Origin of the sequence: Arthrobacter sp. Bi26, from assembly GCF_918697925.1 — a bacterium.
In the GTDB taxonomy this organism is placed as follows: domain Bacteria; phylum Actinomycetota; class Actinomycetes; order Actinomycetales; family Micrococcaceae; genus Arthrobacter.
In genome coordinates this window covers 50,862-76,101 of record NZ_CAKKMF010000001.1, presented here as the reverse complement: position 1 = coordinate 76,101, position 25,240 = coordinate 50,862, and the positions used below count along the sequence as shown (strand labels likewise).

25 protein-coding genes are annotated in these 25,240 nt (G+C 67.8%); 10 read left to right on the top strand and 15 right to left on the bottom strand.

Annotated elements, in window-relative coordinates; all coding sequences use genetic code 11:
- Positions 1–164: 164 nt before the first annotated feature.
- The 5 genes from purB (at position 165) to LQV16_RS00355 (ending at position 8,425) form a co-directional block, all read left to right on the top strand.
- A complete protein-coding gene (purB, locus tag LQV16_RS00375; RefSeq protein ID WP_229991937.1) occupies positions 165–1,607 on the top strand; it encodes an adenylosuccinate lyase in 1,443 nt (480 codons plus the stop codon).
- The gene (locus tag LQV16_RS00370; protein WP_229991936.1) at positions 1,604–2,275 is read left to right on the top strand and encodes a histidine phosphatase family protein; all 672 of its coding nucleotides are present in this window, start codon (positions 1,604–1,606) and stop codon (positions 2,273–2,275) included. Before purB ends, LQV16_RS00370 begins: the two co-directional genes overlap by 4 nt.
- Positions 2,276–2,418: 143 nt before the next feature.
- Positions 2,419–7,281, top strand: coding sequence for an NAD-glutamate dehydrogenase (locus tag LQV16_RS00365; RefSeq protein WP_229991935.1), 4,863 nt, complete (start codon positions 2,419–2,421; stop codon positions 7,279–7,281).
- A 158-nt stretch (positions 7,282–7,439) separates the two neighbouring features.
- Positions 7,440–7,943 carry a GNAT family N-acetyltransferase gene (locus tag LQV16_RS00360; protein WP_229991934.1) on the top strand — a complete coding sequence of 168 codons (504 nt, stop codon included), beginning with the start codon at positions 7,440–7,442 and terminating at the stop codon, positions 7,941–7,943.
- A gap of 47 nt (positions 7,944–7,990) precedes the next feature.
- On the top strand, positions 7,991–8,425 hold the full coding sequence (locus tag LQV16_RS00355; protein WP_079555099.1) for a hotdog domain-containing protein: 435 nt from the start codon (positions 7,991–7,993) through the stop codon (positions 8,423–8,425).
- Here LQV16_RS00355 and LQV16_RS23620 read toward each other — a convergent pair.
- The 5 genes from LQV16_RS23620 to LQV16_RS00335 form a co-directional block, all read right to left on the bottom strand.
- On the bottom strand, positions 8,364–8,642 hold the full coding sequence (locus tag LQV16_RS23620) for a hypothetical protein (RefSeq protein WP_356815634.1): 279 nt from the start codon (positions 8,640–8,642) through the stop codon (positions 8,364–8,366). The genes LQV16_RS00355 and LQV16_RS23620 overlap by 62 nt on opposite strands.
- Before the next feature lie 26 nt (positions 8,643–8,668).
- Positions 8,669–9,463 carry an NAD(P)-binding protein gene (locus tag LQV16_RS00350; protein ID WP_356815632.1) on the bottom strand — a complete coding sequence of 265 codons (795 nt, stop codon included), beginning with the start codon at positions 9,461–9,463 and terminating at the stop codon, positions 8,669–8,671.
- Positions 9,460–9,852, bottom strand: coding sequence for a nuclear transport factor 2 family protein (locus tag LQV16_RS00345; protein WP_229991933.1), 393 nt, complete (start codon positions 9,850–9,852; stop codon positions 9,460–9,462). Before LQV16_RS00345 ends, LQV16_RS00350 begins: the two co-directional genes overlap by 4 nt.
- A gap of 116 nt (positions 9,853–9,968) precedes the next feature.
- On the bottom strand, positions 9,969–11,159 hold the full coding sequence (locus LQV16_RS00340) for a 4-hydroxybenzoate 3-monooxygenase (RefSeq protein WP_229991932.1): 1,191 nt from the start codon (positions 11,157–11,159) through the stop codon (positions 9,969–9,971).
- Positions 11,160–11,254: 95 nt separating this feature from the next.
- The gene (locus LQV16_RS00335; RefSeq protein ID WP_229991931.1) at positions 11,255–12,034 is read right to left on the bottom strand and encodes an IclR family transcriptional regulator; all 780 of its coding nucleotides are present in this window, start codon (positions 12,032–12,034) and stop codon (positions 11,255–11,257) included.
- Between the two features lie 132 nt (positions 12,035–12,166).
- Between LQV16_RS00335 and LQV16_RS00330 the strand changes: the two genes are divergently transcribed.
- On the top strand, positions 12,167–13,471 hold the full coding sequence (locus LQV16_RS00330; protein WP_229991930.1) for an aromatic acid/H+ symport family MFS transporter: 1,305 nt from the start codon (positions 12,167–12,169) through the stop codon (positions 13,469–13,471).
- On the opposite strand, the gene LQV16_RS00325 is transcribed toward LQV16_RS00330, so the two are convergent.
- Complete coding sequence (locus LQV16_RS00325; RefSeq protein WP_229991929.1) at positions 13,468–14,550, bottom strand: FUSC family protein; 1,083 nt, start codon at positions 14,548–14,550, stop codon at positions 13,468–13,470. The genes LQV16_RS00330 and LQV16_RS00325 overlap by 4 nt on opposite strands.
- A gap of 257 nt (positions 14,551–14,807) precedes the next feature.
- Here LQV16_RS00325 and mscL point away from each other — a divergent pair, with 257 nt between their 5' ends.
- The 3 genes from mscL to LQV16_RS00310 all read left to right on the top strand — a co-directional run bounded on the left by mscL (position 14,808) and on the right by LQV16_RS00310 (position 16,919).
- Positions 14,808–15,305 carry a large conductance mechanosensitive channel protein MscL gene (gene mscL / locus LQV16_RS00320; protein ID WP_229991928.1) on the top strand — a complete coding sequence of 166 codons (498 nt, stop codon included), beginning with the start codon at positions 14,808–14,810 and terminating at the stop codon, positions 15,303–15,305.
- A 68-nt stretch (positions 15,306–15,373) separates the two neighbouring features.
- Positions 15,374–15,955, top strand: a complete 582-nt coding sequence (locus LQV16_RS00315) for a DinB family protein (protein WP_229991927.1) — start codon at positions 15,374–15,376, stop codon at positions 15,953–15,955.
- 106 nt (positions 15,956–16,061) lie between these two features.
- Positions 16,062–16,919, top strand: coding sequence for an ACT domain-containing protein (locus tag LQV16_RS00310; RefSeq protein ID WP_229991926.1), 858 nt, complete (start codon positions 16,062–16,064; stop codon positions 16,917–16,919).
- Positions 16,920–16,977: 58 nt separating this feature from the next.
- Here the strand turns inward: LQV16_RS00310 and LQV16_RS00305 are convergent, their stop codons facing one another.
- A complete protein-coding gene (locus LQV16_RS00305) occupies positions 16,978–17,928 on the bottom strand; it encodes a diacylglycerol kinase family protein (protein WP_229991925.1) in 951 nt (316 codons plus the stop codon).
- A 172-nt stretch (positions 17,929–18,100) separates the two neighbouring features.
- Here LQV16_RS00305 and LQV16_RS00300 point away from each other — a divergent pair, with 172 nt between their 5' ends.
- The gene (locus LQV16_RS00300; RefSeq protein ID WP_229991924.1) at positions 18,101–18,337 is read left to right on the top strand and encodes a hypothetical protein; all 237 of its coding nucleotides are present in this window, start codon (positions 18,101–18,103) and stop codon (positions 18,335–18,337) included.
- A gap of 36 nt (positions 18,338–18,373) precedes the next feature.
- On the opposite strand, the gene LQV16_RS00295 is transcribed toward LQV16_RS00300, so the two are convergent.
- The 8 genes from LQV16_RS00295 to pcaG are packed head-to-tail and all read right to left on the bottom strand — an operon-like array spanning position 18,374 to position 25,235.
- On the bottom strand, positions 18,374–19,180 hold the full coding sequence (locus tag LQV16_RS00295; protein WP_229991923.1) for an IclR family transcriptional regulator C-terminal domain-containing protein: 807 nt from the start codon (positions 19,178–19,180) through the stop codon (positions 18,374–18,376).
- 60 nt (positions 19,181–19,240) lie between these two features.
- On the bottom strand, positions 19,241–19,939 hold the full coding sequence (locus LQV16_RS00290; RefSeq protein ID WP_229991922.1) for a 3-oxoacid CoA-transferase subunit B: 699 nt from the start codon (positions 19,937–19,939) through the stop codon (positions 19,241–19,243).
- Position 19,940: 1 nt separating this feature from the next.
- A complete protein-coding gene (locus LQV16_RS00285) occupies positions 19,941–20,630 on the bottom strand; it encodes a 3-oxoacid CoA-transferase subunit A (protein WP_229991921.1) in 690 nt (229 codons plus the stop codon).
- 14 nt (positions 20,631–20,644) lie between these two features.
- The gene (locus LQV16_RS00280) at positions 20,645–21,844 is read right to left on the bottom strand and encodes a thiolase family protein (protein ID WP_229991920.1); all 1,200 of its coding nucleotides are present in this window, start codon (positions 21,842–21,844) and stop codon (positions 20,645–20,647) included.
- On the bottom strand, positions 21,841–22,311 hold the full coding sequence (gene pcaC / locus LQV16_RS00275; RefSeq protein ID WP_229991919.1) for a 4-carboxymuconolactone decarboxylase: 471 nt from the start codon (positions 22,309–22,311) through the stop codon (positions 21,841–21,843). Before pcaC ends, LQV16_RS00280 begins: the two co-directional genes overlap by 4 nt.
- Positions 22,308–23,126: an alpha/beta fold hydrolase gene (locus LQV16_RS00270; RefSeq protein ID WP_229991918.1), complete on the bottom strand. Its 819-nt coding sequence runs from the start codon at positions 23,124–23,126 to the stop codon at positions 22,308–22,310. Before LQV16_RS00270 ends, pcaC begins: the two co-directional genes overlap by 4 nt.
- Complete coding sequence (locus LQV16_RS00265) at positions 23,119–24,663, bottom strand: lyase family protein (RefSeq protein WP_229991917.1); 1,545 nt, start codon at positions 24,661–24,663, stop codon at positions 23,119–23,121. The genes LQV16_RS00270 and LQV16_RS00265 overlap by 8 nt, the downstream gene beginning before the upstream one ends.
- Positions 24,660–25,235: a protocatechuate 3,4-dioxygenase subunit alpha gene (pcaG, locus tag LQV16_RS00260; RefSeq protein ID WP_223982391.1), complete on the bottom strand. Its 576-nt coding sequence runs from the start codon at positions 25,233–25,235 to the stop codon at positions 24,660–24,662. The genes LQV16_RS00265 and pcaG overlap by 4 nt, the downstream gene beginning before the upstream one ends.
- Positions 25,236–25,240: the final 5 nt, after the last annotated feature.

The following is a 25,240-nucleotide window of genomic DNA, read 5'->3' as shown; positions in this document are numbered from 1 at the left end:
TGAACCGACGCTAACGGGCGGCCAGGGCCGGCTGAAGTGCGCCGCCCGGCTATGTGGACAACGCCCCGGACGGCCGGCTGGTACCGGCCGGGCAAAGTCACGCGGCAAAGTCATAACGACGGGCGCGCTTAAGGGCCGGCGGCACTTCGTGAAAGAATCGGCACATGCCTGAAACTGCCGCCACAGCTGATACCCGCACGCCGTCCGGACGCCTGGCCCTCGCCGCGTCCGACCACCAGATCGCGCTCGGCCCGCTGGATGGCCGCTACCAGTCCGCCGTCGCGCCGCTGGTGGACTACCTTTCCGAAGCGGCCCTGAACCGCGACCGCGTGGCTGTGGAGGTCGAGTGGCTGATCCACCTGACCGGCAACAGCGTCCTGCCCGGGGCCGGCCCGCTCACTGCGGAACAGCAGCAGCAACTGCGCGCGATCGTCACGGAGTTCGACGCCGGATCCGTCACCGAACTGGCCGAGATCGAGGCGGTGACGGTGCACGACGTCAAGGCCGTCGAATACTACATCGGCCGCCGCCTGCCCGGCATCGGGATCGATCACCTGACCGCCATGGTGCACTTCGGCTGCACGTCCGAGGACATCAACAACCTCTCCTACGCCCTGGGCGTCAAGGGGGCCGTGGAGGACGTGTGGCTGCCCGCGGCCCGCGCCCTCGTTGCCCAGATCAGCGCCATGGCCGAGGACAACCGCGCCGTGCCGATGCTCTCCCGCACCCACGGCCAGCCCGCCACGCCCACCACGCTGGGCAAGGAACTGGCTGTGATTGCGCACCGGCTCAACCGGCAACTGGACCGGATTGCCCGGACCGAATACCTCGGCAAGATCAACGGCGCCACCGGCACCTACGCCGCCCACGTTGCCTCCGTCCCGGGCGCCGACTGGGAGCATGTCTCCAAGAGCTTCGTCGAAGGCCTCGGCCTGGCCTGGAACCCGCTCACCACCCAGATCGAAAGTCACGACTGGCAGGCCGAACTCTATGCCGACGTCGCGCGGTTCAACCGCATCCTGCACAACGTCTGCACCGACATCTGGAGCTACATCTCGATCGGCTACTTCGTGCAGATCCCGGTGGCAGGCGCCACCGGCTCCTCGACCATGCCGCACAAGGTGAACCCGATCCGTTTCGAAAACGCCGAGGCCAACCTTGAGATCTCCTCCGGCCTGCTGGACGTGCTGGGCTCCACCCTGGTCACCTCCCGCTGGCAGCGCGACCTCACCGACTCCTCCTCGCAGCGCAACATCGGGGTGGCGTTCGGCCACTCGCTGCTCGCCATCTCGAACGTCGCCAAGGGCCTGGACCGGCTCAAAGTTGCCGAGAACGTGCTGGCCGCTGACCTGGACACAAACTGGGAAGTCCTCGGCGAGGCCATCCAGATGGTCATGCGCGCCGAGGCCATCGCCGGCGTCGAAGGCATGGAGAATCCGTACGAGCGGCTCAAGGACCTGACCCGCGGACAGCGCGTGGATGCTGCCCGGATGCAGGAATTCGTCCAGGGGCTCGGCCTGTCCGCCGACGCCGAAGCCCGGCTGCTGGCCCTGACCCCGGGCAAGTACACGGGCATCGCGGACCAGCTGGTGGACCACCTCAAGTGAGGCTCCTGCTCATCCGGCATGGACAGACGCCCGGGAACGTCCTCGGCCAGCTGGACACCGCCCACCCGGGGCCCGGGCTGACCGAGCTCGGGGAGCGGCAGGCTGAGGCCTTGTCGCGCGCCCTGGCGAACGAGCGGATCCATGCCCTCTACGCGTCCACCCTGATCCGGACGCAGATCACGGCCGCACCGCTTGCCCGGGTGCACGGGCTGGAAACCGAGGTGCTGCAGGGCATTCACGAGATCGAAGCCGGGGCGCTGGAGAAGCTGACGGACCACGAATCACACAAGCGGTACATCGGCACCATTTTTTCCTGGACGGACGGCGACCTGGACCGCCGGATGCCTGCCGGCCCCAGCGGCCGGGACTTCTTCGAGCGCTACGACGCCGCGATCGCCACAATAGCGGCACGGACCAACGGCGGGGGCGGTTCAGGATCCGTGGCCGTGGTCAGCCACGGCGCAGCCATCCGGGTGTGGGCCGGCCTGCGGGCAGGCAACATCGAACCGGACTTTGCCATCAAGCACGTGCTGGACAACACCGGAATCGTGGCGCTGGAAGGCGATCCCGACGGCGGCTGGGAGCTCATCCACTGGGACGACAGCCCTGTCGGCGGCCTGGCGCTGGCGGATCCGACGGCGGAGGACCCCACCGGCCGTCCGGCGTAGCGGGCCGGCCAGTCACCGGCGGGCGAAACCGGCTTGCCGGGACTGGACTGCTCACCTCAACGCGGCGATGATGAAATGAGGCGTGGGGACAGGATGGTCGGCCGCGGCATGCGGTTGATCCCGCGCCGTGGAGGCGCAGAATCATGTCAGGCAAATCGGTACACCCGGGGCATGCGCCCGGAAGCGTTTTCCCCGGCTTCGATAAACAGTTCCTCGCGGCGTACTACGAGCACACGGCGCCCGAGGACCTTCAAGGCTACAGTCCCGAAAACCTGGAGCAGCGGGCCCGGCACCATGCGGAACTGGCGGAGAGCCGCCCGGCAGGCACGGCGGCCGTCGGCATCCTGAACGAAGGCGAAGCCAGCGTCCTGCTGGTCGTTGCCGACGCCTTACCGCACTTGCTCCATTCGCTCACTGCGGAGCTGACCCGCCGCAACGAGTCCATCCGGTTGCTGGTGCATCCCAATTTCCTGGTGCGGCGGGAACCACAAACGGACCGCTTGTTGGAAGTACAGCCCGGGTCCCCGCAGACCGGATCGACGGGCCGAATCATCGGCACAGCGCCGCCCGGCACGGCGGCGCCCGGCTCCGCCCAGTACCCGCCGGATTGGTCGTCCGAAACCTGGATCGCGGCGGAAATAGGCCGCCTGCCGGGGTCGCGTGCCACCGAGGAGCTCACGGACAACGTGCGGCGTGTCCTGGCGGACGTCCAGTTGGTTGCTGATGACGCCCCCGCCATCCACGCCAGTCTCGCCCGCGCCATCAGCTCCCTGGACCGGCTGCCCGCTGGCACGGTTCCTACTCCGGAGCAGCTCGGTGAGCTCCTGGACTGGCTGGACCGCGGCAACTTCACGTTTTTGGGATACGGCGAATATGAATACCCGACGACGGAGGGCACGGATGTAGTGACGGTGCGTCCCGGCACGGGGCTGGGCCTGCTCAGGGACGGGCGGCCGGAGGCCCGCCAGCCCGTTACGGGGCTGCCGCATCCGCAGGTTCTCACGCTCTCCATTTCGGATCTGAGATCGTCCGTCCCGCGCCCGGCTTACCTGGATGAAATCCTCGTCCGGACCTTCGGCAGCGCCGGCACGGCCACGGGAGAAGTCCGGTTTGTGGGCCTCTTCGCCCCGGGCGCCACGGGCCGGTCTGTGCGGCGCATCCCGGTCATCCGGGACAAAGTGCGCGCCGTCCAGGAGCGCTTCGGCTTCACCGAGGCGTCCCATCCCGGCAAACAGCTTCTCGCCGTCCTCGAATCCTTCCCCTTGGACGAGCTGTTCCACCGGGACCTCGACGAACTTTCCGGGCTTGCCCGCGAGATCCTGCTCCTGCAGGCACACCACCAGACACGGGTGTTCCTGCGCGCTGACAGCTACGGCCGCTTCATGACCGCCCTGGTGTTCCTCCCCCGGCACAGGTACAGCACGGCCGTCCGCCTCCGGATCGAACACGAGCTCAAACAGGCGTTCGGCTCCTCCTCGCTCGAATTCGAAGTCCGGCTGAGCGAATCCCCAATGGCCCGCGTGTTCTTCCGGATACTGCTGCCTGCCGGCGGGATGCCCGACGTCGATCCCGCTGCAGTGGAGCGGAGCATTATCAGCGCAACGCGGACCTGGGCCGAGGGCCTGGACGAGGCGCTCCGTAACAGGTTGCCGGCCGGGGAGGCGAGCCGGTTGTCGGCTCTTTGGTCCGCCGCCTTCCCGGCCAGCTACAAGGCTGATTTCGAAGTCGAGGATGCCGTCGAAGATATCCTGCAGTTCGAGCAGTTCGATCTCGACGGCGCCGGTGGACGACCGCTGAACGATCCGCAACTGTCCGTTTATGTGCGCACTGCCGCGTCCGCGAACCTGGCCGAAGACGCACGGATCCGGCTCTACCTGACCACCGCTTATAGCTTGACGCGCATCCTGCCGTTCTTCCATAACCTCGGACTCGAGGTCCTGAACCAACGGCCCTTCGATGTGGTGCGCGGGAACGACTGGCCTTTGTTCCTCTATGACCTTGGCGTCCGGTATCCGGCCGGCGTGGATCCCGCCCGGACCAGCGCCCTGCTGGGGGACGCCTTCGGAGCCGCCATGCGCGGGGACTCGGAATCGGACCGCTTTGACGGCCTTGTCCTTCGCGAAGGCATTCCATGGCGCGAGGCGGCGGTCCTGCGCAGCTATGCCAAGTACCTGCAGCAACTGGGCACCATGACTTCATACGGTTTCATGGCCGATACGCTGCTGGCCAACGTCCGGGCAACCCACGGGCTTCTGGCACTGTTCCGGGCCAAGTTTGACCCCGATCTTCGGGCCCCAGGCCGGTTGGGAGACACCGAGGCAGCCCGGAAGGAATTGCTGGCCGCGATCGAGGAAATTCCCGTCCTCGACGCCGACCGGCTGCTGCGCACCTTCATGAACCTGGTGGAATCCACGCTCCGCACCAACTACTACCAGAACAGGCCCCACCTGAGCTTCAAACTGAGCCCCTCCGCTATTGCGAGTGCGCCATTTCCCCGTCCCAAGTATGAAATTTGGGTGTACGCACCCCGCGTGGAAGGCGTCCACCTGCGCTTCGGGGAACTGGCCCGCGGCGGGCTGCGCTGGTCGGACCGAAGCGAGGATTTCCGCACCGAAGTCCTTGGCCTGGTCAAGGCGCAGAACGTGAAGAACTCGGTGATCGTGCCCACCGGCGCCAAGGGCGGTTTTTATCCCAAACAGTTGCCTGACCCGTCCTTGGACCGCGACGCCTGGCTGACGGAGGGCCTGGAATGCTACCGGATCTTCGTCCGCGGGCTGCTGGACGTGACCGACAACCTGGTCACCACCGCACACGGCGAAACAGTGGTGCCTCCGGCGCGCGTGGTGCGGCACGACGTCGACGACTACTACCTTGTGGTGGCGGCGGACAAGGGAACAGCGTCATTTTCCGACGCTGCGAACGCGGTGGCCGAGGAGTACGGCTTCTGGCTGGGCGATGCCTTCGCTTCCGGCGGGACCGTGGGCTATGACCATAAGCAGATGGGCATCACGGCACGCGGGGCCTGGGAATCGGTGAAACACCATTTCCGCGAACTCGGGATGGACTGCCAGGAAGAGGACTTCACAGTTGCCGGCATCGGCGATATGAGCGGCGACGTCTTCGGAAACGGAATGCTTCTGTCCCGCCACATCCGGCTCGTGGCTGCATTCGATCACAGGCACATCTTCCTTGACCCGACGCCGGAGGCGGGGTCCTCGTTCGAGGAGCGGAGGCGGCTCTTTGCCCTCCCCCGCTCATCCTGGGCGGATTACGATCCAACCCTGATCAGCGCGGGCGGTGGTGTCCACTCCCGCCGGGCGAAGGCCATCAGCATCACCGAACAGGTCCGGAGCTCTCTCGGCCTGGACCCTGGCACCGTGTCCCTGCCACCCCACGCGCTGCTTCAGGCCATCCTCCGGGCGCCCGTGGACCTGCTGTACAACGGCGGCATCGGAACCTACATCAAGGCATCGTCAGAGGGCAACGCCGAGGTTGGCGACAAAGCGAACGACCCCATCAGGGTCAACGGCAATGAGGTGCGGGCAAAGATCGTCGTCGAGGGCGGGAACCTGGGAATCACGCAGCTCGGGCGGATTGAGGCCGCCCTGTCCGGCGTCCAGCTCAATACCGATGCGATCGACAACTCAGCCGGAGTTGACTGCTCGGATCGTGAGGTCAACATCAAGATCTTCGTGGACCGGATGATCGCGGCGGGAAAGATGCCGACGGCGGAACGCGCCGATTTCCTGCATTCCCTCACGGACGAGGTGGCCCGCCTTGTTCTGGCCAATAACGTGGACCAGAACGTCTTGCTCTTCAACGACCGGCACCTGGGACTGGAGTGGAGCCCGGGCTTCGAGCGGACCATGGACTGGCTCGAGAACGCCACCGACCTCGACCGCAGGCTGGAGGGCCTGCCAAGCAGCAAACAGCTCCGGGCACGGCTGAAGTCAGGTGAGGCCCTGACCGCGCCGGAACTGTCGGTGCTGGCCGCCTACGCCAAGATCGAACTGGCAGCCGAGCTCAACGCCAGCGACCTTGCCGACGACCCGTGGTTCCGGCGCGTCCTCAGCGGCTATTTCCCGCGCCAGCTTTCCGAACGCTTTGAAGCAGAACTGGAGGACCATCCGCTGCGCCGACAGATCGTGTGCACAGTAGTGGCCAACGACATGATCAACCTCGGCGGAATCACGTTCGCCTTCCGCGCCATCGAGGAAACCACGGCGACGGCCCCCAGTGTTGCCAAGGCCTTTGTGGTGGCGCGGGAAGCCTACGACCTGCCGTGGATCGTCAACCGGCTGGCGGCACTCCCCGCCGGATATCCCAACGAACACGTTGCCGAAGCGACCCTGCACATGCGCAGGGTCCTCGACCGGGCCACGCGGTGGTACGTGACGCACGACCATCGCGACCAGCCCGTGGACGCGGCCTTGGGTCGGATCATGCCCACCATGGAACTACTGCGGACCTGCACCGTGGACTACCTCCGCGGCTCGGACCTGGATCGTGTGCAAGGAAGGCTCGCGCACTGGGACGCCGTGGGGATGCCCCGTGAGCTGGGCCTGCGTGCCTCCGACCTGCTGGAGAGTTTCGGGCTGCTGGACATCTCCCTGATCTCCGAACAAGTGCGCGAACCGATCGCCACCATCGCCGATCTGTATTGGGCGGTTTTCCAGCGGATCGGCGCCGCGAACCTCCTGCTCAGCATCACCGACCTGCCGCGGCAGAGCCGCTGGGAGGCCCTCGCGCGGGCCGCCCTGCGCGATGATGTCTATTCCGCAGTGGCGGACATGACCGTCTCGGTGATGGAAACCACCCAGGGCCTTGGCGCCGCAGACGCCGGCACATCCGATACCGTGGAGCGCATCGTAGAGTGGGAACGCGGGCACCAGGAGCAGCTCGCACGGATCAAGGACACCTTCGCGGAAGTGACCAAACCGGGGCAGGTCGATATCGCCTCAATCTCCGTGGCGCTGAAACTCCTGCGGACACTGGTGCGGCGCTAAGCTGTGGCCGCCGCCAGGTCCGCCGGGAAGTCGAGCCGTAGGCAGCAACCGCAGGCCCTCCATCCACAGTTCTCCCGAACCTTACCGGCAGGAAACACGGCCGAAACCGCCGGCGCCTAGCCTTAGACTGCATAACACTTCGGCGAATCGAGGCAGTCATGCAGACCAATCCGCGGCTCAACATCCGTCAGGTCACCTGGGCGAACCCCGTCGGCGCGGACCTGAGGGCCGCCCAGCAGGCAGAACTCGAGGCCCGCTTCGGCCGGCCCGACCACGAGCCCGGGCCGCCGCCGTCGGAAGCGGACACGGCGGTGTTCCTGGTGGCGCACGACAAAGCCTCAGGCCAGCCGGTCGGCTGCGGCGGCCTTCGCATGCTGGACGCCCAGACCGCCGAAATCAAGCGCCTCTATGTGCTGCCCTACACCCGCGGCTCAGGGGTGGCGAGCTCCATCCTCGCGGCCCTCGAAGCCCACGCCCACGCCCTGGGGATCACCACGCTGACGGCGGAAGCCGGCTCGGTGCAAACCGACGGGCGGCAGTTCTACGAGAACTCGGGCTTTGTGTCCGTGCCGAACTTCGGGCCGTATGTCGGCGTGGTGCACTCGTACTGCTACGCGAAGCCGATCGATTCGCACAGCGCCGCGCACACCGCCATGGCCTGAGGCCGTCACACAACGCCGCCCGTCACGGAGTCGGCTAACCTCGCACTATGGAATCGGCCGACATCACTTTCCGCACCCGCAAATGGGTGCGGCCCGAGGACCTCAACGCCAACGGCACCCTGTTCGGCGGGAGCCTGCTGAAGTGGATCGACGAAGAGGCGGCCATTTACGCCATCCTGCAGCTGGGCAACGGCCGGGCCGTCACCAAGTACATCTCCGAAATCAACTTCGTCAGCTCCGCCGTCCAGGGCGACCTGATCGAAATGGGCCTGACCGCGACCCGCTTCGGCCGGACATCGCTGACCATGCGGGCCGAAGTCCGGAACATGATCACGCGCCGGAGCATCCTCACCATTGATGAGATCGTCTTCGTGAACCTGAGCCCGTCGGGGAAGCCCGAGCCGCACGGCTACACCGAAATCACCTATGACCGGGACCGGATTCCGACGCACCACCTGACCGAGACCCTGGACCAGGACTAGCCAAGCCCAGCAGCGCGTCCCGTACAGGCTGACCACGTTCGGCCAGGGCCAGCCGCATCACCCCCGACGACGCCGCCCGCAGCGCCTGCGTGCGCAGGAGGCGCGCCCGGTTATAGGCCCTCAGTGCCTCGTCCACGGGCCGGGTGTTGAGAAGCTCCGCAAGGGTCACGGCATCGACCAGCGCTTCACAGGCCCCCCGGCCAAGATTCGGGGTCATCGCGTGGGCGGCATCGCCGACGAGGGCTACCCTTCGGCGGACGTAGCTGCAAAGCGGCGGCGTCGTCCAGACCCGCTGCACCAGGGATGTCTGCGGTACTGCCGCGGCCAGGACCTCGAGGATCCCCGGTGAGTAGCCTGCGTAGCGGGCGCGTGTTTCTGCCAGGGCGGCGGCGACATCCAGGCTCCCGGGACGTGCCCCGGAGCGGAACGCCGCGTACCAGTTGGTCCCGGCCGCCGCGGGACCAATCCCGAACAGCTGCCCGCGGCCCCAGTATTCGCCCGTGTGCCCGCACCACAGCCGCCCGGGAACCACGCCGCGGACCGCGAGATACGGTGTGGGCCGCGCCCCGGAGCGGGCGCCCCAGCAGCTGCGCGGACCGAGCTGTGGACGCCGTCGGAGCCCACCACAAGGCCGGCGGGGCCGGGCCGGACGATGTCGATGCGGCCGGATGCCCGGCCCACGCTGACCGGAACGGCGGCGTCCAGCAGCCGGATGAGGTCAACCCGGGAAACGCCGATCAGTCCTGGCGCCTGTGCCGCTGTCCATGGCTTGCCGGAAGCCGCACGGACACTCATGCCCTCGATCACCGGGCTGGCCTCCCGGACCGCGTCCAGGATTCCCAGGCGGCCAAGGGCCCGCTGGGCCGCGGGCCACACCGCAAGGGAAGTTCCGACGGTCGGGAGTCCGTCGCGTTGCTCGTGGACGGTGACGTCGAACCGTGCGGGATCGAGGCGGGCTGCCAGGGCCAGCCCGGCGATGCCGCCGCCGATGACGGAAACCGCCTGCCGGCCGGGATCAGGCGGCGCCGGTTCGGTCACGTCCAGAATTCGTCTGCCTTGGCCGTGTCCTCGAAGAATTCCCGCCCTTCGGTGATCTTTCCGTCGCGGACCACAAACGTGATGACGGTGGCCAGGTCCAGGGTCTTGCCGTTGTTCTCCCCGCGGGTTTGCTGGATCGCGACGGTGTGGTTTTCCCCGCCCACGATGTCCTCGAGGTCCGCTTGGAAGTTACCGTGGGTGCGCGCTCCCAACTCGCCGAAGTACGCCAGGATCGCGTCCCTGCCCTGTTTGGTTCCGGAAAGCACGCCGCTTCCGGGAACGTACCAGACAGCGTCCTCCGCGAACATGTCGCTGAGGGTAGCCATATCCCCTGCGTTGAACGCCGTGTACCCTCGCCGGACCAGTTCAACATTCTCTGCGGTTCCCATGATCGGACACCTCTCCGTCATCCTTGTCGGGCCATGCTGGGACGGTTAAAGGCTAGCCCTGGCCCCGGCACGTGTCGACGGAAATCTGTCTTCAGACCAGGGCTTCTGCCGGAGCCCTAGCGGGCTCCGGGCCAGCCGGTGTAGGCCTCCGCGAGGTAGGCGCGGCCGTGGCGGGAGGACACCACGGAATGAAGTTCGCCGAGCTGGCGGGCGCGGGAGAAGTCGTCGGCGTCGGCGGAGGTGTGCAGCATGGAGGTCATCCAGTATGAGAACTGCTGGGCCTTCCACACCCGGTTCAGGGCGCGGTCGCTGTAGGCGTCCAGGAGCACGGTGGAGCCGGTGGAGTAGAAGCTGTCGAAGCCCTCAAACAGGACCTTGACATCGTTCAGCGCCAGGTTCAGGCCCTTGGCCCCAGTGGGCGGCACGGTGTGCGCGGCGTCGCCGGCGAGGAACAGGTTGCCGTGCCGCATGGGGGCGTGGACAAAGCTGCGGAACTTCAGGACCGTCTTGTCGATCACCGGTCCTTCCTTGACCTCGAAGCCGTTGCCGTTGACGCGGCTGCGGAAGGCGTCCCAGATGCGGTCGTCATCCCAGTTGTTGACGTCCTCGTTGGGGTCGCACTGGAAGTACATCCGCTGGACCGACTCGGTGCGCTGGCTGATCAGGGCGAAGCCGTTTTCCGAGTTGGCGTAGATCAGCTCGTCGGAGCTGCGCGGCGCCTCGGCCAGGATGCCGAACCAGGCGAAGGGGTATTCGTGGAAGTACCACTTGCGCTGCGCCTCCGGAATCTGGAAGCGGCAGTGGCTGCGCGAACCGTCGGCACCGGCGATGAAATCGGCCTGGAGTTCGTACTCGACGCCGTCAGCATCCGTAAACCAGACCTTGGGCTTGGCTTCGATGTCATGAATGGTGGTGTCCGTGACGGCGTACCGGACGTCCCCACCGTCGGCCTTCCGGCGTGCGGAGAGGTCCAGGAACACGTCCGTCTGCGGGTAGAGCCACACCGATTCCCCAACCAGGTCCTGGAAGTCGATCCGGTGGCTTTCGCCGTTGAAGCGCAGTTCGATTCCGTCATGCCGGTCGCCGTCGCGCAGCACCCGGTCGGAGACGCCGCTGTCGACGAGCATGTTGACCGAGCCGTGCTCCAGGATGCCGGCCCGCACCGTCTCGGAAATCTCCTGGTGGGTGCGGATCTCGAGGACGGTGGATTCAATGCCGGCCTTGGCCAGCAGGTGGGACAGCATGAGCCCGGCCGGGCCGGCACCCATGATCGCTACCTGGGTGTTGATGACTTTTCGCTGTGCCATGTTCATCTCGCTTCGTTGCGGGGTTGGGGCGGTCAGGGACCGGGGGCCGTTTTGGTCTTCCGGCTAACAGTGTGCTCCCCAAGGCGTGATGGGCGTTACATCAATTCCGCTGAATGGAATGAGAGGCTCTCGCGGGACTCGCCGAGCCGCCGCCCGATCCCGCGGGCCGCGGTCTGCAGGGCGGGAACGAGCGCCTGCAGGCGCACCTCGCGAAGGGGAACGACGACGCCGAGGGCCGCCACGGCGAGCCTCCTGCGGTCCAGTACGGGCACGGCGATCCCCCACGTGTCCGGGTCGACGACGCCGGCCAGCTGCGCATAGCCCTGATGGGCCGCTTCGCCCAGGAGGGCGCGGAGGTCCGCCAGGGCCAGCCGGCCGGTCGGATCGCTAAACCCTTCGAGGTACTCGGCCTGGACGTTGCGGGGCTGGTTGGCCATGAGCACCAGCCCGGCGGAGGACACGTGCACGGGCATCCGGCCGGCCACCTGCGCACGGTTGGCGACCGAGCCGCGGCGGGACAGCCGCTCCACAAAGAGCACTTCCTGGCCGTCCAGCACGGCGAGGTTCACGTTTTGGTTGAGCACCTGCTGGATGTCCTCCATGAGCGGCAGGGCGGCCTGGCGGAGTTCAAGCGTGGGGGAACTGCGGTTAGCGAGCTCCCAGAGCCGCAGGCCCAGGCTGACTGAGCCACCGGGAGCGACTTCAAGCAGGCCGTGCCCGGCCAGCTGCCGGACGAGCCTGTGCGCGGTGGTCAGCGGGAGTTCCGCCCGCGCGGCCAGCTCCGAGAGCTGCAAAGCCGTGACACCCTCCGGGAAGGCGGCAATCAGCCGCAGGATCCGGTCCACCACCGAATCGCCGGAGTTTGAATTGGCCACGCCCCTCCTTCCATTGAACGGTTTTTAGTGTCCCACGCAACACTCCCGGGTGATAGAACTCTCACAATAGGAAGAGTCCGACCTACACCGCCGGGCACGCGGAATCACGTAAATACTAGCGCTGAGGTAGCAATGTCAATGTCGTCATTGGGAAACAAATCACGGTGGCCCGTGTGGCTCTGCTGGCTGGCCATGGTGCTGGACGGCTTTGATCTGGTGGTGCTTGGCACGGTCATCCCGACCCTGATTAAGTCGCAGGAACTTGGCTTCGACGCAGTCGGGGCGACGTTCGCGGCGACCATCTCCCTGGTGGGCGTGGGGCTCGGCGCGCTCTTCATCGCGCCGCTCTCGGACCGCCTCGGCCGGCGAAACCTGCTGGTGGCCTGCGTGACGTGGTTTTCCATCTTTACGATTGCGGTCGTCTTCGCACCGAACGTGGCATGGTTCAGCGCGTTCCGGCTGCTCGCCGGCCTTGGCCTGGGCGCCTGCCTGCCCGCCGCACTGGCCTACATGAACGACTACGCGCCTGCCGGGACGGCTGGAAAGTCCACCACCCGGACCATGACGGGATATCACGTCGGCGCCGTGGCCACGGCGTTCCTGGCCATCATGGTCATTCCAAGCTGGCGGACCATGTTCGTGGTGGGTGGCCTGGCAGGCTTTGCCCTGGTCCCCTTCCTGTGGTTCAAGCTTCCGGAGACACTGCCGCCGGTCCACCACATCCCCGCAGCCGCAAAGTCCCCGGCCGCCACGTCCCCGGCCGTCAACCCGGCGCTCACCCCGGACAGCGCTGTGGCCGCCCCGGCGGAGGAACGCGCCAGCTTCCGGGACCTTGGCCGCAAGCCCTACCCGATGATCGCCGCCGGCGTGGCCGTGGCGTCCTTCATGGGGCTGCTGCTGGTCTACGGCCTGAACACCTGGCTGCCGCAGCTCATGGCCTCCGCCGGCTACAGCCTGAACGCCGGCCTCGCCCTGCTCCTGGTCCTGAACGTGGGCGCTGTGGTGGGCCTCCTGATCGCCGGGGTCCTCGCGGACCGGCACGGCACCAAGAGGATCGTCCTGCTCTGGTTTGGCCTCTCCGCCGTGTTCCTCGCCGCGCTCAGCATCCAGATCCAGAATGAAGTGGTGCTCTATGCCGCCGTCTTTGTCACCGGCGTGTTCGTCTTCAGCTCCCAGGTCCTGGTCTATGCCTGGGTCAGCCAGCTCTTCCCGGTCCGGCTCCGCGGCACCGCGCTGGGCTTCGCCGCCGGCGTGGGCAGGCTGGGAGCCATTTTGGGCCCCGCCGTCACCGGCGCGCTGGTCGCCGCCGGCATCGCCTACCCGTGGGGCTTCTACGTTTTCGCCGCCGCCGCACTCCTGGCGGTCCTCGCCCTCGCCTTCGTCCCGCAGACCGTGCCGGCAGTGTCCCGCACCGGCGCCGGCGTCGGGCACTCCTAGGAGACGCGCCCGGGGGTCCTCGCCCCGCGGCGGCCCCTGAGGCCGCGCCACGCGCCGGGCGCCAGCACGACGGCGATGCCGACGGCGGCACCGATGACGGTCTCCACGATTCTGTCGCGGAGCAGGATGCCGGGCGGCACGGGTGCCACGAGAAGCGTGGAGATCAGCGCCAGCGGCGTGACGAAAACCTGCGCCAACATGTACTGCCGCGCGATGAACATCTCGGCGCCGAACTGGCACGCGGCAATCACCAGCACCGTCTGCCAGGGCGTCGGCTGCAGGAGCAGGATTCCGGCGAGCAGCACCAACCCCAAGGCAGTGCCCGCGATCCGTTGCAGGCCACGGCTCACGCGGTGCCGGGTGGTATGGCCCACGAGCGGAACGACGGCGGCCACCATCGCCCAGTAATTGTGGCCAATTCCAAGCCATTCCCCGGCCAGGGTACCCAGCGTTCCCGCCACGCCTGCCGCCACGAGGTAGCCCACGCTTTCGTGCCAGGCGACGCGTTTCTCCTGCGGTGTAAGGGCCGCAGGCCTCGGATTCACCCACGGGGTCCGGTGGCTCCGCGCCACCCGCGAGGACTGGCCGAGCAGCAGGGAGAAAGCGACCGTGAGTACCGCCACGAGCATGCACTGCCACAGCGGCGGCTGGTTGGGGATCGACGCGATGGCCGCGAACGCAAAGATATGGAACAGCGAACCCGCGGGACGCAGGCGCCACCACGCGACAACCAGGGAGCAGCCCCAGGCGATCACCGTGGTAGTCCCGACCAGGACCCAGGCGGTGCCTGCCGCGGAAAGCCCGGCAAGAGCGTCCACACGCGCTGTGAGGGCGGCCAGGAACATCACCAGGAGCATCAGCCCACCGCCCCGCACCTGAAGAGTCAGCCGCCTGGCATGCGGCTCATTCCGGCCGTAAATCCCGGTGAAGGCGCCGAAGGAAGCGAAGATTGCCAGATCCAGGCGGTCAAGCAGCACCAGCGTGATCAGCGGAACAAAGACCCCCACGGCGCAGCGGAGGGCGACCTGGTGGTCCTTGTTGGCCGGAGCGATGGTGAACATCTCGGAGAACAGCTTCACAGCGCAAGCCTTACAGCCTCAGGCGCACAGCGAAATGCTTTCATGGGCGTGTTCTTCATGGGCAGGCTCTCACGGGTCGGGCGCCTCTCGTTGCAGTCGGAGTATTACGACGGCGGCGTTGGCATCCACCACGGAGTTTACGCCGGAACGGTACGGCGGCGGCATCGGAATCCGTTGATCGGGATCTGCCGGGCACCCAGCGAAGTGGTAGCGTCTATCGGTTGAATCAAGCCAGCAACGCACACCGGAGGTTCCCCATGCTCAAAGGATTCAAGGATTTCATCCTGCGCGGCAACGTGATCGAACTGTCCATCGCCGTCGTGGTCGGCACGGCCTTCACCGCCCTGGTCAGCGCCTTCACTTCCAACATCGTCAACCCGATCCTCGCTGCCGCCGGCGGCGTCGAGACCCAGGGTCTGGGCTTCCACGTTTGGCCGGGCAACGACAAGACCTTCGTGAACATCGGCGCCGTGGTGACCGCCTTCCTGACCTTCCTCATCACTGCCGCGGTGGTGTACTTCATCTTCGTGGCCCCGATGAACCGGATCAACCGGATGGTCAAGAACCGACTCAGCGCCGCCGAGCCCGAGGAAGAACCGATCCCGGCCGACACTGCGCTGCTGGCCGAGATCCGCGACTTGCTGGCCACGTTGGCCGGTCCGGAATCCGACGGCGGCCGCACCGGGGCCGGGGAGCACCCGGACGGGAACACGTCGGCCGTCCCTGCCGGCGTCGCAGCCCGCCGTCAGGCTTAGGACTCGCCCTATGGCGGGCGGGAGGTCCGGAGTACTTTGATGTAGACACCCCCGCCGCTCGGGCCTGGATGCCGAGGAGGAACATCGTGCCGGATGTTAACTGGAACCACGAGCTAGTGGATCAACTGGACTGGCATTTTGCCAATCAGGCCCGCCCGAGGCTGGACGGGTTGACTGACGACGAGTATTTTTGGGAGCCGGTTCCGGGCTGGAGTGTCCGGCGCAAGGACGCATCAACGCCCCCGACCGCGCCGGGTACGGGTGATTTCACCATTGATTTCAGCTACCCGGAGCCCGTTCCTGCTCCGGTGACGACCATTGCCTGGCGCCTGTGCCACATTCTGGTCGGCGTGCTGGGCGCGCGCACAGCATCACACTTTGGCGGTCCTGCCGTGGATTACCAGAATTTCGCCTACCCAGGCACGGCGGCCTTGGCACTGGCCCAAGTAGACGAGTATTACGCCCGGTGGATCCAGGGCGTGAAGAGCCTCAACGAGGCCGGTTTGGGGGCAGCCTGCGGTCCGTCCGAAGGTCCGTTCGCCGAGGCCCCCATGGCGGCACTGGTCCTGCACATCAACCGCGAGATGATCCACCACTTAGCCGAGGTCGCCCTGCTCCGCGACCTCTATGCGCACCGCCACTTGCTCTAACGCAGCCCCTAGGGCGCGTTGCTGCGAGCCTCCCTCCTGCCCGTCCGGTCCGAAACCGTCACCCGGCGGCAACCCGGCCGAAACAGCTGGCCGGAATCATAGGGATATGACGCGCAAAGCCCATGGCAAAGCCCAGTCCCCTGCCACCTCCGAGTTGAGCTGCGAAGTGTGCGGCCAGATGCCCGAACCGACCAAGGCGCGGCTGACGCTGGCCAATGTGGCCGTGATGCTTCCGATCGAATTGCTGGTGCACGCGGCGGTGGTGGAAACCCACCTGCCTTATGTTGCCAAGGTCCTGGTCCTGACCATGACCGCGACCATCCTGGTCATCTGGGTCGCCGAGCCCTCGGCGGCCCGGATGCTCAGGGGCTGGCTGCATGCCCCGGCCCTGCGCCACCGCAAACGGCTCGTCGCCGCGCCTGCCCTTTGGCGGGCGCGGACCGTCCTGAAAGACAAACCCGGGTCGCTGCAGAAACTGACGCAGGCCCTGGCCGGGTTGAACACGAACATCCTCAGCATTCATGTTCACCCCGTGGCCGGCGGTGTGCTGGACGAGTTCGTGCTCTCGGCACCGGGTGATGTCCGCGAAGCCGAACTGCTCCGGGCGCTGCGGGCGGGCGGCGGAGCGGATCCGCACGTCTGGCCGACCACCGCCCTGGCCATGGCCGACGGGCAAACCGGCGCGCTGAGCCTGGCTGCCCGGATCGCCGCCAGTCCGGAGGAGCTGCCGCTGGCCGTCGCGGAACTGCTGCGGGCACGGATCATCCCCGGACCGGCGGCTGGCAACGCCGAGGTGCCACCCCGGACGGGCGGGGACGGGACGGTCCTGAAAATCCCTACAGCGTGGCATGGGCCCATCACGTTTTCCCGGCCCGGCGAGCCGTTCACGCCTGCCGAATCCGCCCGCGCGCACCGGCTGGCCGAACTCGCTGAGATCCTGGCACACCGGCCGGCGGCGCGCTAGCCAGCCCGGGAAGCGGCCGGCCCGGAAAGCGGCTGGCCCGGGAAGCGGCCAGCCCGGGTCAGATGCCCGTCATCCGGATGGTGAGAGCGTCGTGCTCCACAGTGACGTTGAGGTGTTTGGCCTTGCCGAGGGGGTCACCGTCGAGCTGGAATTCCTGCTCGTGGGCGAGTTCGATTTCGGCTGACTTTCCGGCGAAGTATTCGACCGACGTGTTCTTGGCGTTCTTCCGGCCGAAGACGCCGGACAGCACATCCAGCCAGCCGAACCGGCCATGAGGGGCCAAAATCACGACGTCCAGGATGCCGTCGTCGACCTTGGCATCGGGGAAGATCTCCACGCCCCCCATGATCTTGCCGCAGTTGCCCACCATGACGCTGCGGATCCGGCGCCGCACGGCATGCTGGCCGTCAATGCTGATCTTCGCCCTGATCGGCTTGCCCGGCAGGTGCCGGATGCCAGCCTCGACATAGGCGAGCCAGCCCACGCGGTCTTTGAGTTCGTCCACAGTGTTGGCCATGATGGCGGCGTCATAGCCGAGACCGGCCATGACAAGGAAGATGTGCTCCTTCTCGGCATGGTCCAGCCTGACCTTGACCACGTCTACCTTGGTATCCGCGCCGCTGAGGACGTCGTAGCTGGCGGCCACGGGGTCGGTGATGTCGACGCCGAGGTTGCGGGCCAGCAGGTTGCCGGTCCCCAGGGGGACCAGTCCCATCGGCGTTCCGGTGCCGGCGAGGACCTCCGCCACGCAGCGGACCGTTCCGTCCCCGCCCGCCGCGATCACGACGTCGACTCCGGCATCCAGCGCCTCGCGGGCCTGGCCAATCCCGGTGTCCTCCTTGGTGGTCTCCAGCCACAGCGGCTCGGCCCAGCCCTGGGTCTCGCACAGGCGGAAGAACGAGGCACGGAAGCTTTTACCGGGAGATTTCATGGGGTTGATAACCACGGCGGCGCGCCGGGACGCTGCGTTGTCCGGGGTCTCCGGAGTCGCGGTGTTGTTCTCTGTCATGGCGTCCTTAGGGCAATGGGGCGAAAGAGTACCCGAACTGAAATCCTAGCCGCAGTGCCCGCGTAACCTCCGCAGGGCCGGCGCAAATCGTGGACGCGCGCTCCGCCACCTCACTAGACTGGGCTTCGTGATGTTCCGGAGGCTGCGCTCCGGACGCCGAAAGCGGGGGCAGATGACTGAACCAGAGAAGTATTCAGCAACGGCTGAATCATCCAGTATGGATCCTCACGACTGGGGCCGGGCCATGGCACTGGCGCTCACGCGGCTGGCCGAGCAGGTAGCGCCCGGAGACAGCGACGACATCCATGCCCTGGTGGTGGGCAGGAACTTTCACCTGAAAATCAGTGACGAGCCCGGGGGCGTCAAGATCACGGTTTCCACCGAACCCATCCCAGACCCCGCTCCCTGACGGTCCCCTTCCCGGGCGTCACGTCAGGACAGTGTTTCACCGTCCCGAGGTCAGGTCCTCGGAGATGACTTCCGCCGTGGCTACCGTCGCCTCGCGCACGGCCTTGAGGTAGGCCTCGGGGTCGGCCTGCGTGGACACCGTCTGGGCCTGCAGCGAGACGTTGATCGCCGCTACCACCTTGGGCCCGTCATGGACCGGCGCCGCAATGGACATCAGCCCCAGCTCCAGTTCCTGATCCAACAGGCACCAGCCCTGGGCGCGGACCGTATCCAGCTCCGCCAGAAGGGCAGCCCGCGTTCCGATGGCTCCCGGCGTGAGGGGCCGGATCTCTGTGGCCGCGAGATAGTCTTCCAGCTTCGCCGGCGGCAGGGCCGCGAGCAGCACCCTGCCCATGGACGTCGCGTAGGCCGGGAAACGGGTGCCCACCGTAATGCCGACCGTCATGATCCGCCGGGTGGACACCCGGGCGATGTAGGCGATGTCGGCGCCCTCGAGCACCGCGGCCGACGTCGACTCCCCCAGTTCGAGCGAGAGCTCCTCCAGGTGCGGCTGGGCCAGCTGCGGCAGGGACAGCCCGGACAGGTAGGCGTAGCCGAGCTGAAGTACCTTGGCGGTCAGGGCGAAGATCTTGCCGTCCGTGCGGACATAGCCCAACTCCGCGAGCGTGTGCAGGAACCGCCTGGCCGTGGCCCGGGTCAGTTCGGTCCGGGCCGCCACCTCGGTCAGGGTCATCTTGGGGTGCTCTGTGTCAAAGGCACGGATCACGGCGAGCCCGCGCGCCAGCGACTGCACGTACTGGTCGCTGGCCGCGGGCGCGCCGCCGCTCTTGGCTGGCTCAATCATTTCTCGCCTCTCGGTCCCGCATCACTTTAGCGGGGCGCAGGTTATCCGGCCGCAGGACTGTCAGCTTGGGTCCGCCGCCCGGAGGGGTACCGGGACCACGGCCTGAAGTTCCTCGAGCGTGCAGCCGAACGTCTCGCGCACCTGGACGCCGCCGGGTCCGGTCAGGAAGACGGCCTTGTCGGTGTAGACGCGGGTCACGCAGCCGATCCCGGTGAGCGGGTAGGTGCACGCCTCGACGAGCTTGGACACGCCGTCGCGGGTCAGGAGCGTCATCATAACGAAGACGTCCTTGGCGCCGGTGGCGAGGTCCATGGCGCCGCCGACGGCGGGGATCGCGTCCGGCGCCCCGGTGTGCCAGTTGGCGAGGTCTCCGGTGGCCGAGACCTGGAAGGCGCCGAGCACGCAGATGTCCAGGTGCCCGCCGCGCATGATCGCGAAGGAGTCCGCATGGTGGAAGTAGGACGCCCCGGGAAGCTCCGTCACGGGGATCTTCCCGGCGTTGATGAGGTCCCCGTCGATCTGGTCCCCGGTGGCTTCCGGGCCCATGCCGAGCATGCCGTTCTCGGTGTGGAGCGTGATGTTCTGCTCCGGCTCGAGATAGTTGGAGACCAGGGTGGGCTGGCCGATGCCGAGGTTCACGAACGATCCGGGCTGGATGTCGCGGGCCACGAGGCGGGCGAGGTCGTCGCGGCCCAGCGGCTTGTCGGATGCCTGGATGCCGGTCCGGACACCCGGCTGGTCATTGGTCGGGATGCTCATCTCAAGCCACGCTTTCTGTCTTGCCTGCGGCTGCGGCCACGCGGACGATGCTGTTGACGTAGATTCCGGGGGTCACGATGACTTCCGGGTCCAGGCCGCCGGTGGGCACGATCTCGGATACCTGGACGATGGTGTGTTTCGCGGCGGCGGCCATGATGGGACCGAAGTTCCGGGCCGTCTTGCGATAGACGAGATTGCCCCTGCCGTCCGCCGTGAGGGCCTTGATGAGGGCGACGTCGGCGTGGATGGGGGTCTCGAACACCTGCCACTTGCCGTCCAGGTAGCGGGTTTCCTTGCCCTCGGCGAGCATGGTGCCATAGCCGGTGGGCGTGAAGAAACCGCCGATCCCTGCGCCGGCGGCACGGATCCGCTCAGCGAGGTTCCCCTGCGGGACCAGCTCGAGTTCGATCTCGCCGGCGCGGTACTTGGCGTCGAAATGCCAGGAGTCGGACTGCCGCGGGAAAGAGCAGATCACTTTCTTCACCCGGCCCTCCTTGATCAGCAGGGCCAGGCCCTGATCGCCCTGGCCGGCGTTGTTGTTCACCACGGTCAGGTCGGTGGCGCCGCACTCCAGCAGCGCGTCGATCAGTTCGAACGGCTGCCCGGCGTTGCCGAAGCCCCCGATCATAACCGTGGAGCCGTCCTTGATGCCGGCGACGGCCTCACCGACGGTGTCAATGAAATTAAGCATGACCTTTGCCTTCCCTATGCCGATGCGCCGGCGGTGACGTTTTCGAGCACGACGGCCAGGCCCTGCCCGACGCCGATGCAGATCGCGGCGACGCCCCAGCGCTGCCCGGAAGCCTGCAGGGACCGGGCCAGGGTGCCCAGGATGCGGGTTCCGGAGGCGCCGAGCGGGTGGCCCATGGCGATCGCGCCGCCGTGCCGGTTCACGATCGCGGGGTCGATGCCCCAAGCGTTGATACAGGCCAGGGACTGCGCGGCGAACGCCTCGTTCAGCTCGACGGCGCCGACCTGGTCCCAGCCGATGCCGGCCTTCGCGAGGGCCTTGTTCGCGGCCTCGACCGGGGCGTAGCCGAAGTACTGCGGGTCGTTGGCGTGCGCGCCGCGCCCGGCGATCCGGGCCAGCGGGTCCAGGCCGAGGATCCCGGCGGCGGCCTCGGAGCCGAGCCAGGCCGCGGACGCGCCGTCGGAGAGCGGGGAGGCGTTCCCGGCGGTGACGGTGCCGTTCTCGGCCCGGAAGACGGTTTTGAGCCCGGCGAGCTTTTGCGCCGAGGACCCGGCCCGGATGCCCTCGTCGCGGACCAGGTCCGTGCCCGGGACCGGGGCGACGAGGTTGTCGTAGAAGCCCTCGTCCCACGCCTTGGCGGCCAGGTTGTGCGAGTTGGCGGCGAATTCGTCCTGCGCCTCGCGGCCCACGCCGTATCTTTCGGCCAGCCGTTCGGTGGCCTCGCCCAGGGAAATGGTCCACTCCTTCGGCATGGCCTGGTTCACCAGCCGCCAGCCCAGCGTGGTGGAAGCCAGAGCCAGGTCCCCGGCCGGGTACGGTTTCTCGGTCTTGGGCAGCACCCACGGGGCGCGGGACATGGATTCGGCGCCGCCGACCAGCATGAGCTCGGCGTCGCCGGTGTTGATCTGCCGGGACGCGATGATCGCCGCGTCCAGGGACGAGCCGCACAGCCGGTTGACCGTGGTGCCCGGGACCGAGACCGGCAGCCCGGCCAGCAGGGTGCCCATCCGGGCGATGTTGCGGTTTTCCTCCCCGGCGCCGTTGGCGTTGCCGAACACCACCTCATCGATCCGCTCCACGTCCAGCCCCGGGGCGCGCTTCACCGCTTCCCGGATCACGTGCGCAGCGAGATCGTCCGGCCGGACCCCGGCCAGGCCGGAACCGAACTTCCCGAACGGGGTCCTCACGGCGTCGTACAAAAAGGCCTGATTCATGGGTTCTTGTCCATTTCTGCCTCGCCCATGGCTGTGTTGTCCATCGATTGGAACACCTGCTGGGCGGTCTTGAAGGCGGTGTTGGCGGAGGGGACCCCGCAGTAGATGGCGGTCTGGAGCAGGATTTCCTTGATCTCGTCCCGGCTCAGGCCGTTGGTGATGGCCGCGCGGATGTGCATGGCCAGTTCTTCCCAGTGCCCGTGTGCCACCATGGCGGTAAGGGTGACGGCTGAGCGCATCTGGCGGCTGATCCCGGGCCGGGTCCAGATGCCGCCCCAGGCGATCCGGGTGATCATGTCCTGGAAGTCCTCGGTGAAGGAATCCTTGTTGGCGTTGGCGCGGTCCACGTGCGCGGCGCCAAGCACCTCGCGGCGGACTTTCATGCCGCCGTCGTAGATTTCCTGGCTGGTCGCGCCGGGCTGGACCACACCATTGCGTTCGGGCCCGTTGCGTTCGGAGCCGGTCATGCGCCCGCTCCCTGGGTCTCGGTCCAGGCGATGAGGCCCTTCAGCAGCTCGGCGATGTGGCCCGGCGCCTCGAAGGGCGCCAGGTGTGCCACGCCCTCCAGGCTGACGGCCGTGGCCGTGCCGCCGCCGGAGGTGATGCCCGCGGCGACTTCCTCGGCCATGGACGGCGGGGCGACGGCGTCCATGGCACCGGCAACCACCTGCGTGGGGACGCGGATGGTGCCGAGCTGGTCCCGCACGTCGAAGCCGGCCAGGGCCTCACAGCAGAAGGCGTAGCTGAAGCGGTCGGCGTCCCGGAGGGTGTGCAGGAGCCGGCTGCTGAGTTCGGGCTGGCTCTCCATGAACCCCGGGGCGAACCAGCGCTCCGCGGACCCTTGGATCATCACCGGGGTTCCCTGCGTGCGGACGGTTTCGGCTCGCTCCAGCCAGCCCTCTGGCGTGCCGAGCTTCGCGCCGGAGCACTGCACGGACAGGCTCTTGAGCCGGTCGCCGTGCTTGATGGCCAGTTGCAGGCCGGTGGCCCCGCCGAGGGACACGCCGGCATAGTGGAAGCGCGCGCCAGGGGCGATCGAATCGACCAGTCCGATCACGGCGTCGGCCAGGTCGGCGACCGTGAAGTTCTCCTGCGCCGCGGGCGAGACGCCGTGGCCGGGCAGATCCCAGGCGACGACGTCGACGTCGGCGCCCAGTATGGTGCCGGCCTGGCTCCAGAGCAGCGAGGACGTCCCGAGCGAGGGGCCCACGACGAGGAGGGGCTTGTCGCCGAGCGGACGCTGGGGCGAGAGCAGGACTGCTTTGACGGTGGGTCTAGCCACGGGAGGCTCCGTTCTGGAGTTGGTGGGCGGTGGCGCCGGCCGGGGCGGCGGCGTGGGCGGTGGCGTATTCCGGGTACGCCGCGAGGATGCGGCGGGAGATCTCAACGGCCTGGCCGAGGTAGTTGGCCGGGTCCAAAAGCTCCTCAAGCCGGGCGTCGGTGAGCAGATATTCCGGGACGGCCGCGCGGAGCAGTGTCCGGTAGGTGGCCGCCTGCTCCGCGGCCGGGGCCCGGAGCGTTTCGTCCACGACGGCCTGCAGGCGCTGCTTCCCGGTCCGGCCCGATCCCGTCTCGGCGCTGCGCACGTCCAAAAGCGGCGCGACGGCGGCGTTGACGGCTTCAGAGAGCAGCAGCGGGCCGGCGAGGTCCAGGTTGCGGCGCATCGCTGCGGGGAAGACCTGCAGCCCTTCGGCCAATTCGCGCATCTGCGCCGCGGCGCCGAGGGCCAGACGCAGCAGCTGGCGCAGGGCCACCCATTCGCTGTGCCAGGCGCCGTCGGGGCGTTCGTCGTTGAAATTGGCGGCCGCGAGGTGCAGCTGTGCGGCCAGGGCCGGAGCCTGCAGGGCGGCGCTGCGGATCAGCACGGAGAGCACGGGGTTCTGCTTTTGCGGCATGGCCGAGGACACGCCCCGTCCGGCGGCGCGCGGTTCGGCGAGCTCGGCCACTTCCGGCCGGCTCAGGAACAGGATGTCGGCGGCCATCTTTCCGGCCGCGTCCGTCACGGCCGCCAGCGCGTCGCCGAGCCCGGTCACGGCCAACCGGTTGGTGTGCCAGGGGGCAGGAACCGTGGCGAGACCCAGGCGGGCGGCGAGCCGGTCGGCGAGGTCAAACGGGGACAGCCGCCCGGCGGTCAACACGCCGTCAGTCAGCACAGTGCCTTCAGTCAGCACCGTGCCTGCGGCGAGGGTCCCGGCGGCGCCGCCGGTCTGGACCGGCAGGTCGAGGGCCTCGAGCCGGCTGGCCGCGGCAGCGAGCCCGTTGAACCACTGCGCGGCCCGCAGCCCGAAGCTGTAGGGCAGCGAGTGCTGGGTCAGGCTGCGGGCAACACAAAGCGTGGCCGCATGGGCTTCGGCAAGCACCGCGAGGGCGGACGTGGCCGCCTTGAGCTCGGCCTTCAGCTCGCGCACGGCCCCGGCAGCCAGCACCATCAGTGCCGAGTCGAGCACGTCCTGGCTGGTCAGCGAGGTGTGAACGGCCTGTACCGCGCCAATACCGCCGGTGTCCAGGTTCCTGACCTGTTCCCGGAGGTCGGCGAGCAGCGGGATGACGGGGTTGCCGCCGCCCTGGGCGCGGACAGCGATGCCAGCGACGTCGTACCGCTGCACGTCCGCGGCGGCGGCCACCACTGCGGCGGACCCGGCCGGGGCGAGGCCCGCCTCGTCCAGGACCGTCGCCCAGGCTTCCTCCACGGTCAGGATGGCGGCGAGCACTGCACGGTCCCCGGTCAGCGCCGCCACAAGCGGCGACGCCGACACGGGATTCAGCAGGCCAAAGTCGCCATGCAGGCCAACGTCGCCGTCGGTCTCGAAGAAGGTCACTTCGAGGCACCCTCGGCGTCGCTGAAATCCAGGAACACCGTCTCGCCCTCGCCCTGGAGGCGGATGTCCCAGGTCAGTCCGCCGTCGGGATCCCGGCGCGCGATCAGGGACCGGCGGCGGTCCGGCTCGAGCGAGCTGAGCAGCGGATCCTTGGCCAGGGCTTCCTCGTCCTCCGGCAGGTAGACGCGGGTGAACAGGCGGTTCATCAGGCCCCGGGCAAAGACGGCGACGGCGATGAACGGCGCCGCGCCCTCCTCGGTGGGGCCGGGATTCACCGTGGTGAAGGTGAAGACGCCGGTGTTGCCCACGGCGCTGCGGCCGAAGCCGGTGAAGGTGTAGCCGTCGCGGACCAGGGAGCCCGTGCGGTGCGGAACGTTGCCGTCCGCGTCGGCCTGCCAGATCTCCAGGATCGCGTCCGGGATCGGGTGCCCGGCGCCGTCATAGACGGTGCCCTGGAGCCGGATGGAGCCCGGGGAGCCGGGGGCCAGGAGCTCGCGGTCCTTGGTGTAGGGCAGGGCGTAGCCGTAGAACGGCCCCACAGTCTGGCCCGGCGTCGGGGTGAGTTTACTCATGGCGC

What these genes read in the sequence shown, in the direction of transcription:
- LQV16_RS00285 (WP_229991921.1), bottom strand. Translation starts at nt 20,630, where the DNA reads ATGCTTAATTTCATTGACACCGTCGGTGAGGCCGTCGCCGGCATCAAG.
- LQV16_RS00315 (WP_229991927.1), top strand. Translation starts at nt 15,374, where the DNA reads ATGCCGAGGAGGAACATCGTGCCGGATGTTAACTGGAACCACGAGCTA.
- LQV16_RS00365 (WP_229991935.1), top strand. Translation starts at nt 2,419, where the DNA reads ATGTCAGGCAAATCGGTACACCCGGGGCATGCGCCCGGAAGCGTTTTC.
- LQV16_RS00310 (WP_229991926.1), top strand. Translation starts at nt 16,062, where the DNA reads ATGACGCGCAAAGCCCATGGCAAAGCCCAGTCCCCTGCCACCTCCGAG.
- LQV16_RS00360 (WP_229991934.1), top strand. Translation starts at nt 7,440, where the DNA reads ATGCAGACCAATCCGCGGCTCAACATCCGTCAGGTCACCTGGGCGAAC.
- LQV16_RS00300 (WP_229991924.1), top strand. Translation starts at nt 18,101, where the DNA reads ATGACTGAACCAGAGAAGTATTCAGCAACGGCTGAATCATCCAGTATG.
- LQV16_RS23620 (WP_356815634.1), bottom strand. Translation starts at nt 8,642, where the DNA reads ATGACCCCGAATCTTGGCCGGGGGGCCTGTGAAGCGCTGGTCGATGCC.
- LQV16_RS00280 (WP_229991920.1), bottom strand. Translation starts at nt 21,844, where the DNA reads ATGAATCAGGCCTTTTTGTACGACGCCGTGAGGACCCCGTTCGGGAAG.
- LQV16_RS00305 (WP_229991925.1), bottom strand. Translation starts at nt 17,928, where the DNA reads ATGACAGAGAACAACACCGCGACTCCGGAGACCCCGGACAACGCAGCG.
- purB (WP_229991937.1), top strand. Translation starts at nt 165, where the DNA reads ATGCCTGAAACTGCCGCCACAGCTGATACCCGCACGCCGTCCGGACGC.
- LQV16_RS00340 (WP_229991932.1), bottom strand. Translation starts at nt 11,159, where the DNA reads ATGGCACAGCGAAAAGTCATCAACACCCAGGTAGCGATCATGGGTGCC.
- LQV16_RS00290 (WP_229991922.1), bottom strand. Translation starts at nt 19,939, where the DNA reads ATGAGCATCCCGACCAATGACCAGCCGGGTGTCCGGACCGGCATCCAG.
- mscL (WP_229991928.1), top strand. Translation starts at nt 14,808, where the DNA reads ATGCTCAAAGGATTCAAGGATTTCATCCTGCGCGGCAACGTGATCGAA.
- LQV16_RS00355 (WP_079555099.1), top strand. Translation starts at nt 7,991, where the DNA reads ATGGAATCGGCCGACATCACTTTCCGCACCCGCAAATGGGTGCGGCCC.
- LQV16_RS00345 (WP_229991933.1), bottom strand. Translation starts at nt 9,852, where the DNA reads ATGGGAACCGCAGAGAATGTTGAACTGGTCCGGCGAGGGTACACGGCG.
- LQV16_RS00295 (WP_229991923.1), bottom strand. Translation starts at nt 19,180, where the DNA reads ATGATTGAGCCAGCCAAGAGCGGCGGCGCGCCCGCGGCCAGCGACCAG.
- LQV16_RS00330 (WP_229991930.1), top strand. Translation starts at nt 12,167, where the DNA reads ATGTCAATGTCGTCATTGGGAAACAAATCACGGTGGCCCGTGTGGCTC.
- pcaC (WP_229991919.1), bottom strand. Translation starts at nt 22,311, where the DNA reads ATGACCGGCTCCGAACGCAACGGGCCCGAACGCAATGGTGTGGTCCAG.
- pcaG (WP_223982391.1), bottom strand. Translation starts at nt 25,235, where the DNA reads ATGAGTAAACTCACCCCGACGCCGGGCCAGACTGTGGGGCCGTTCTAC.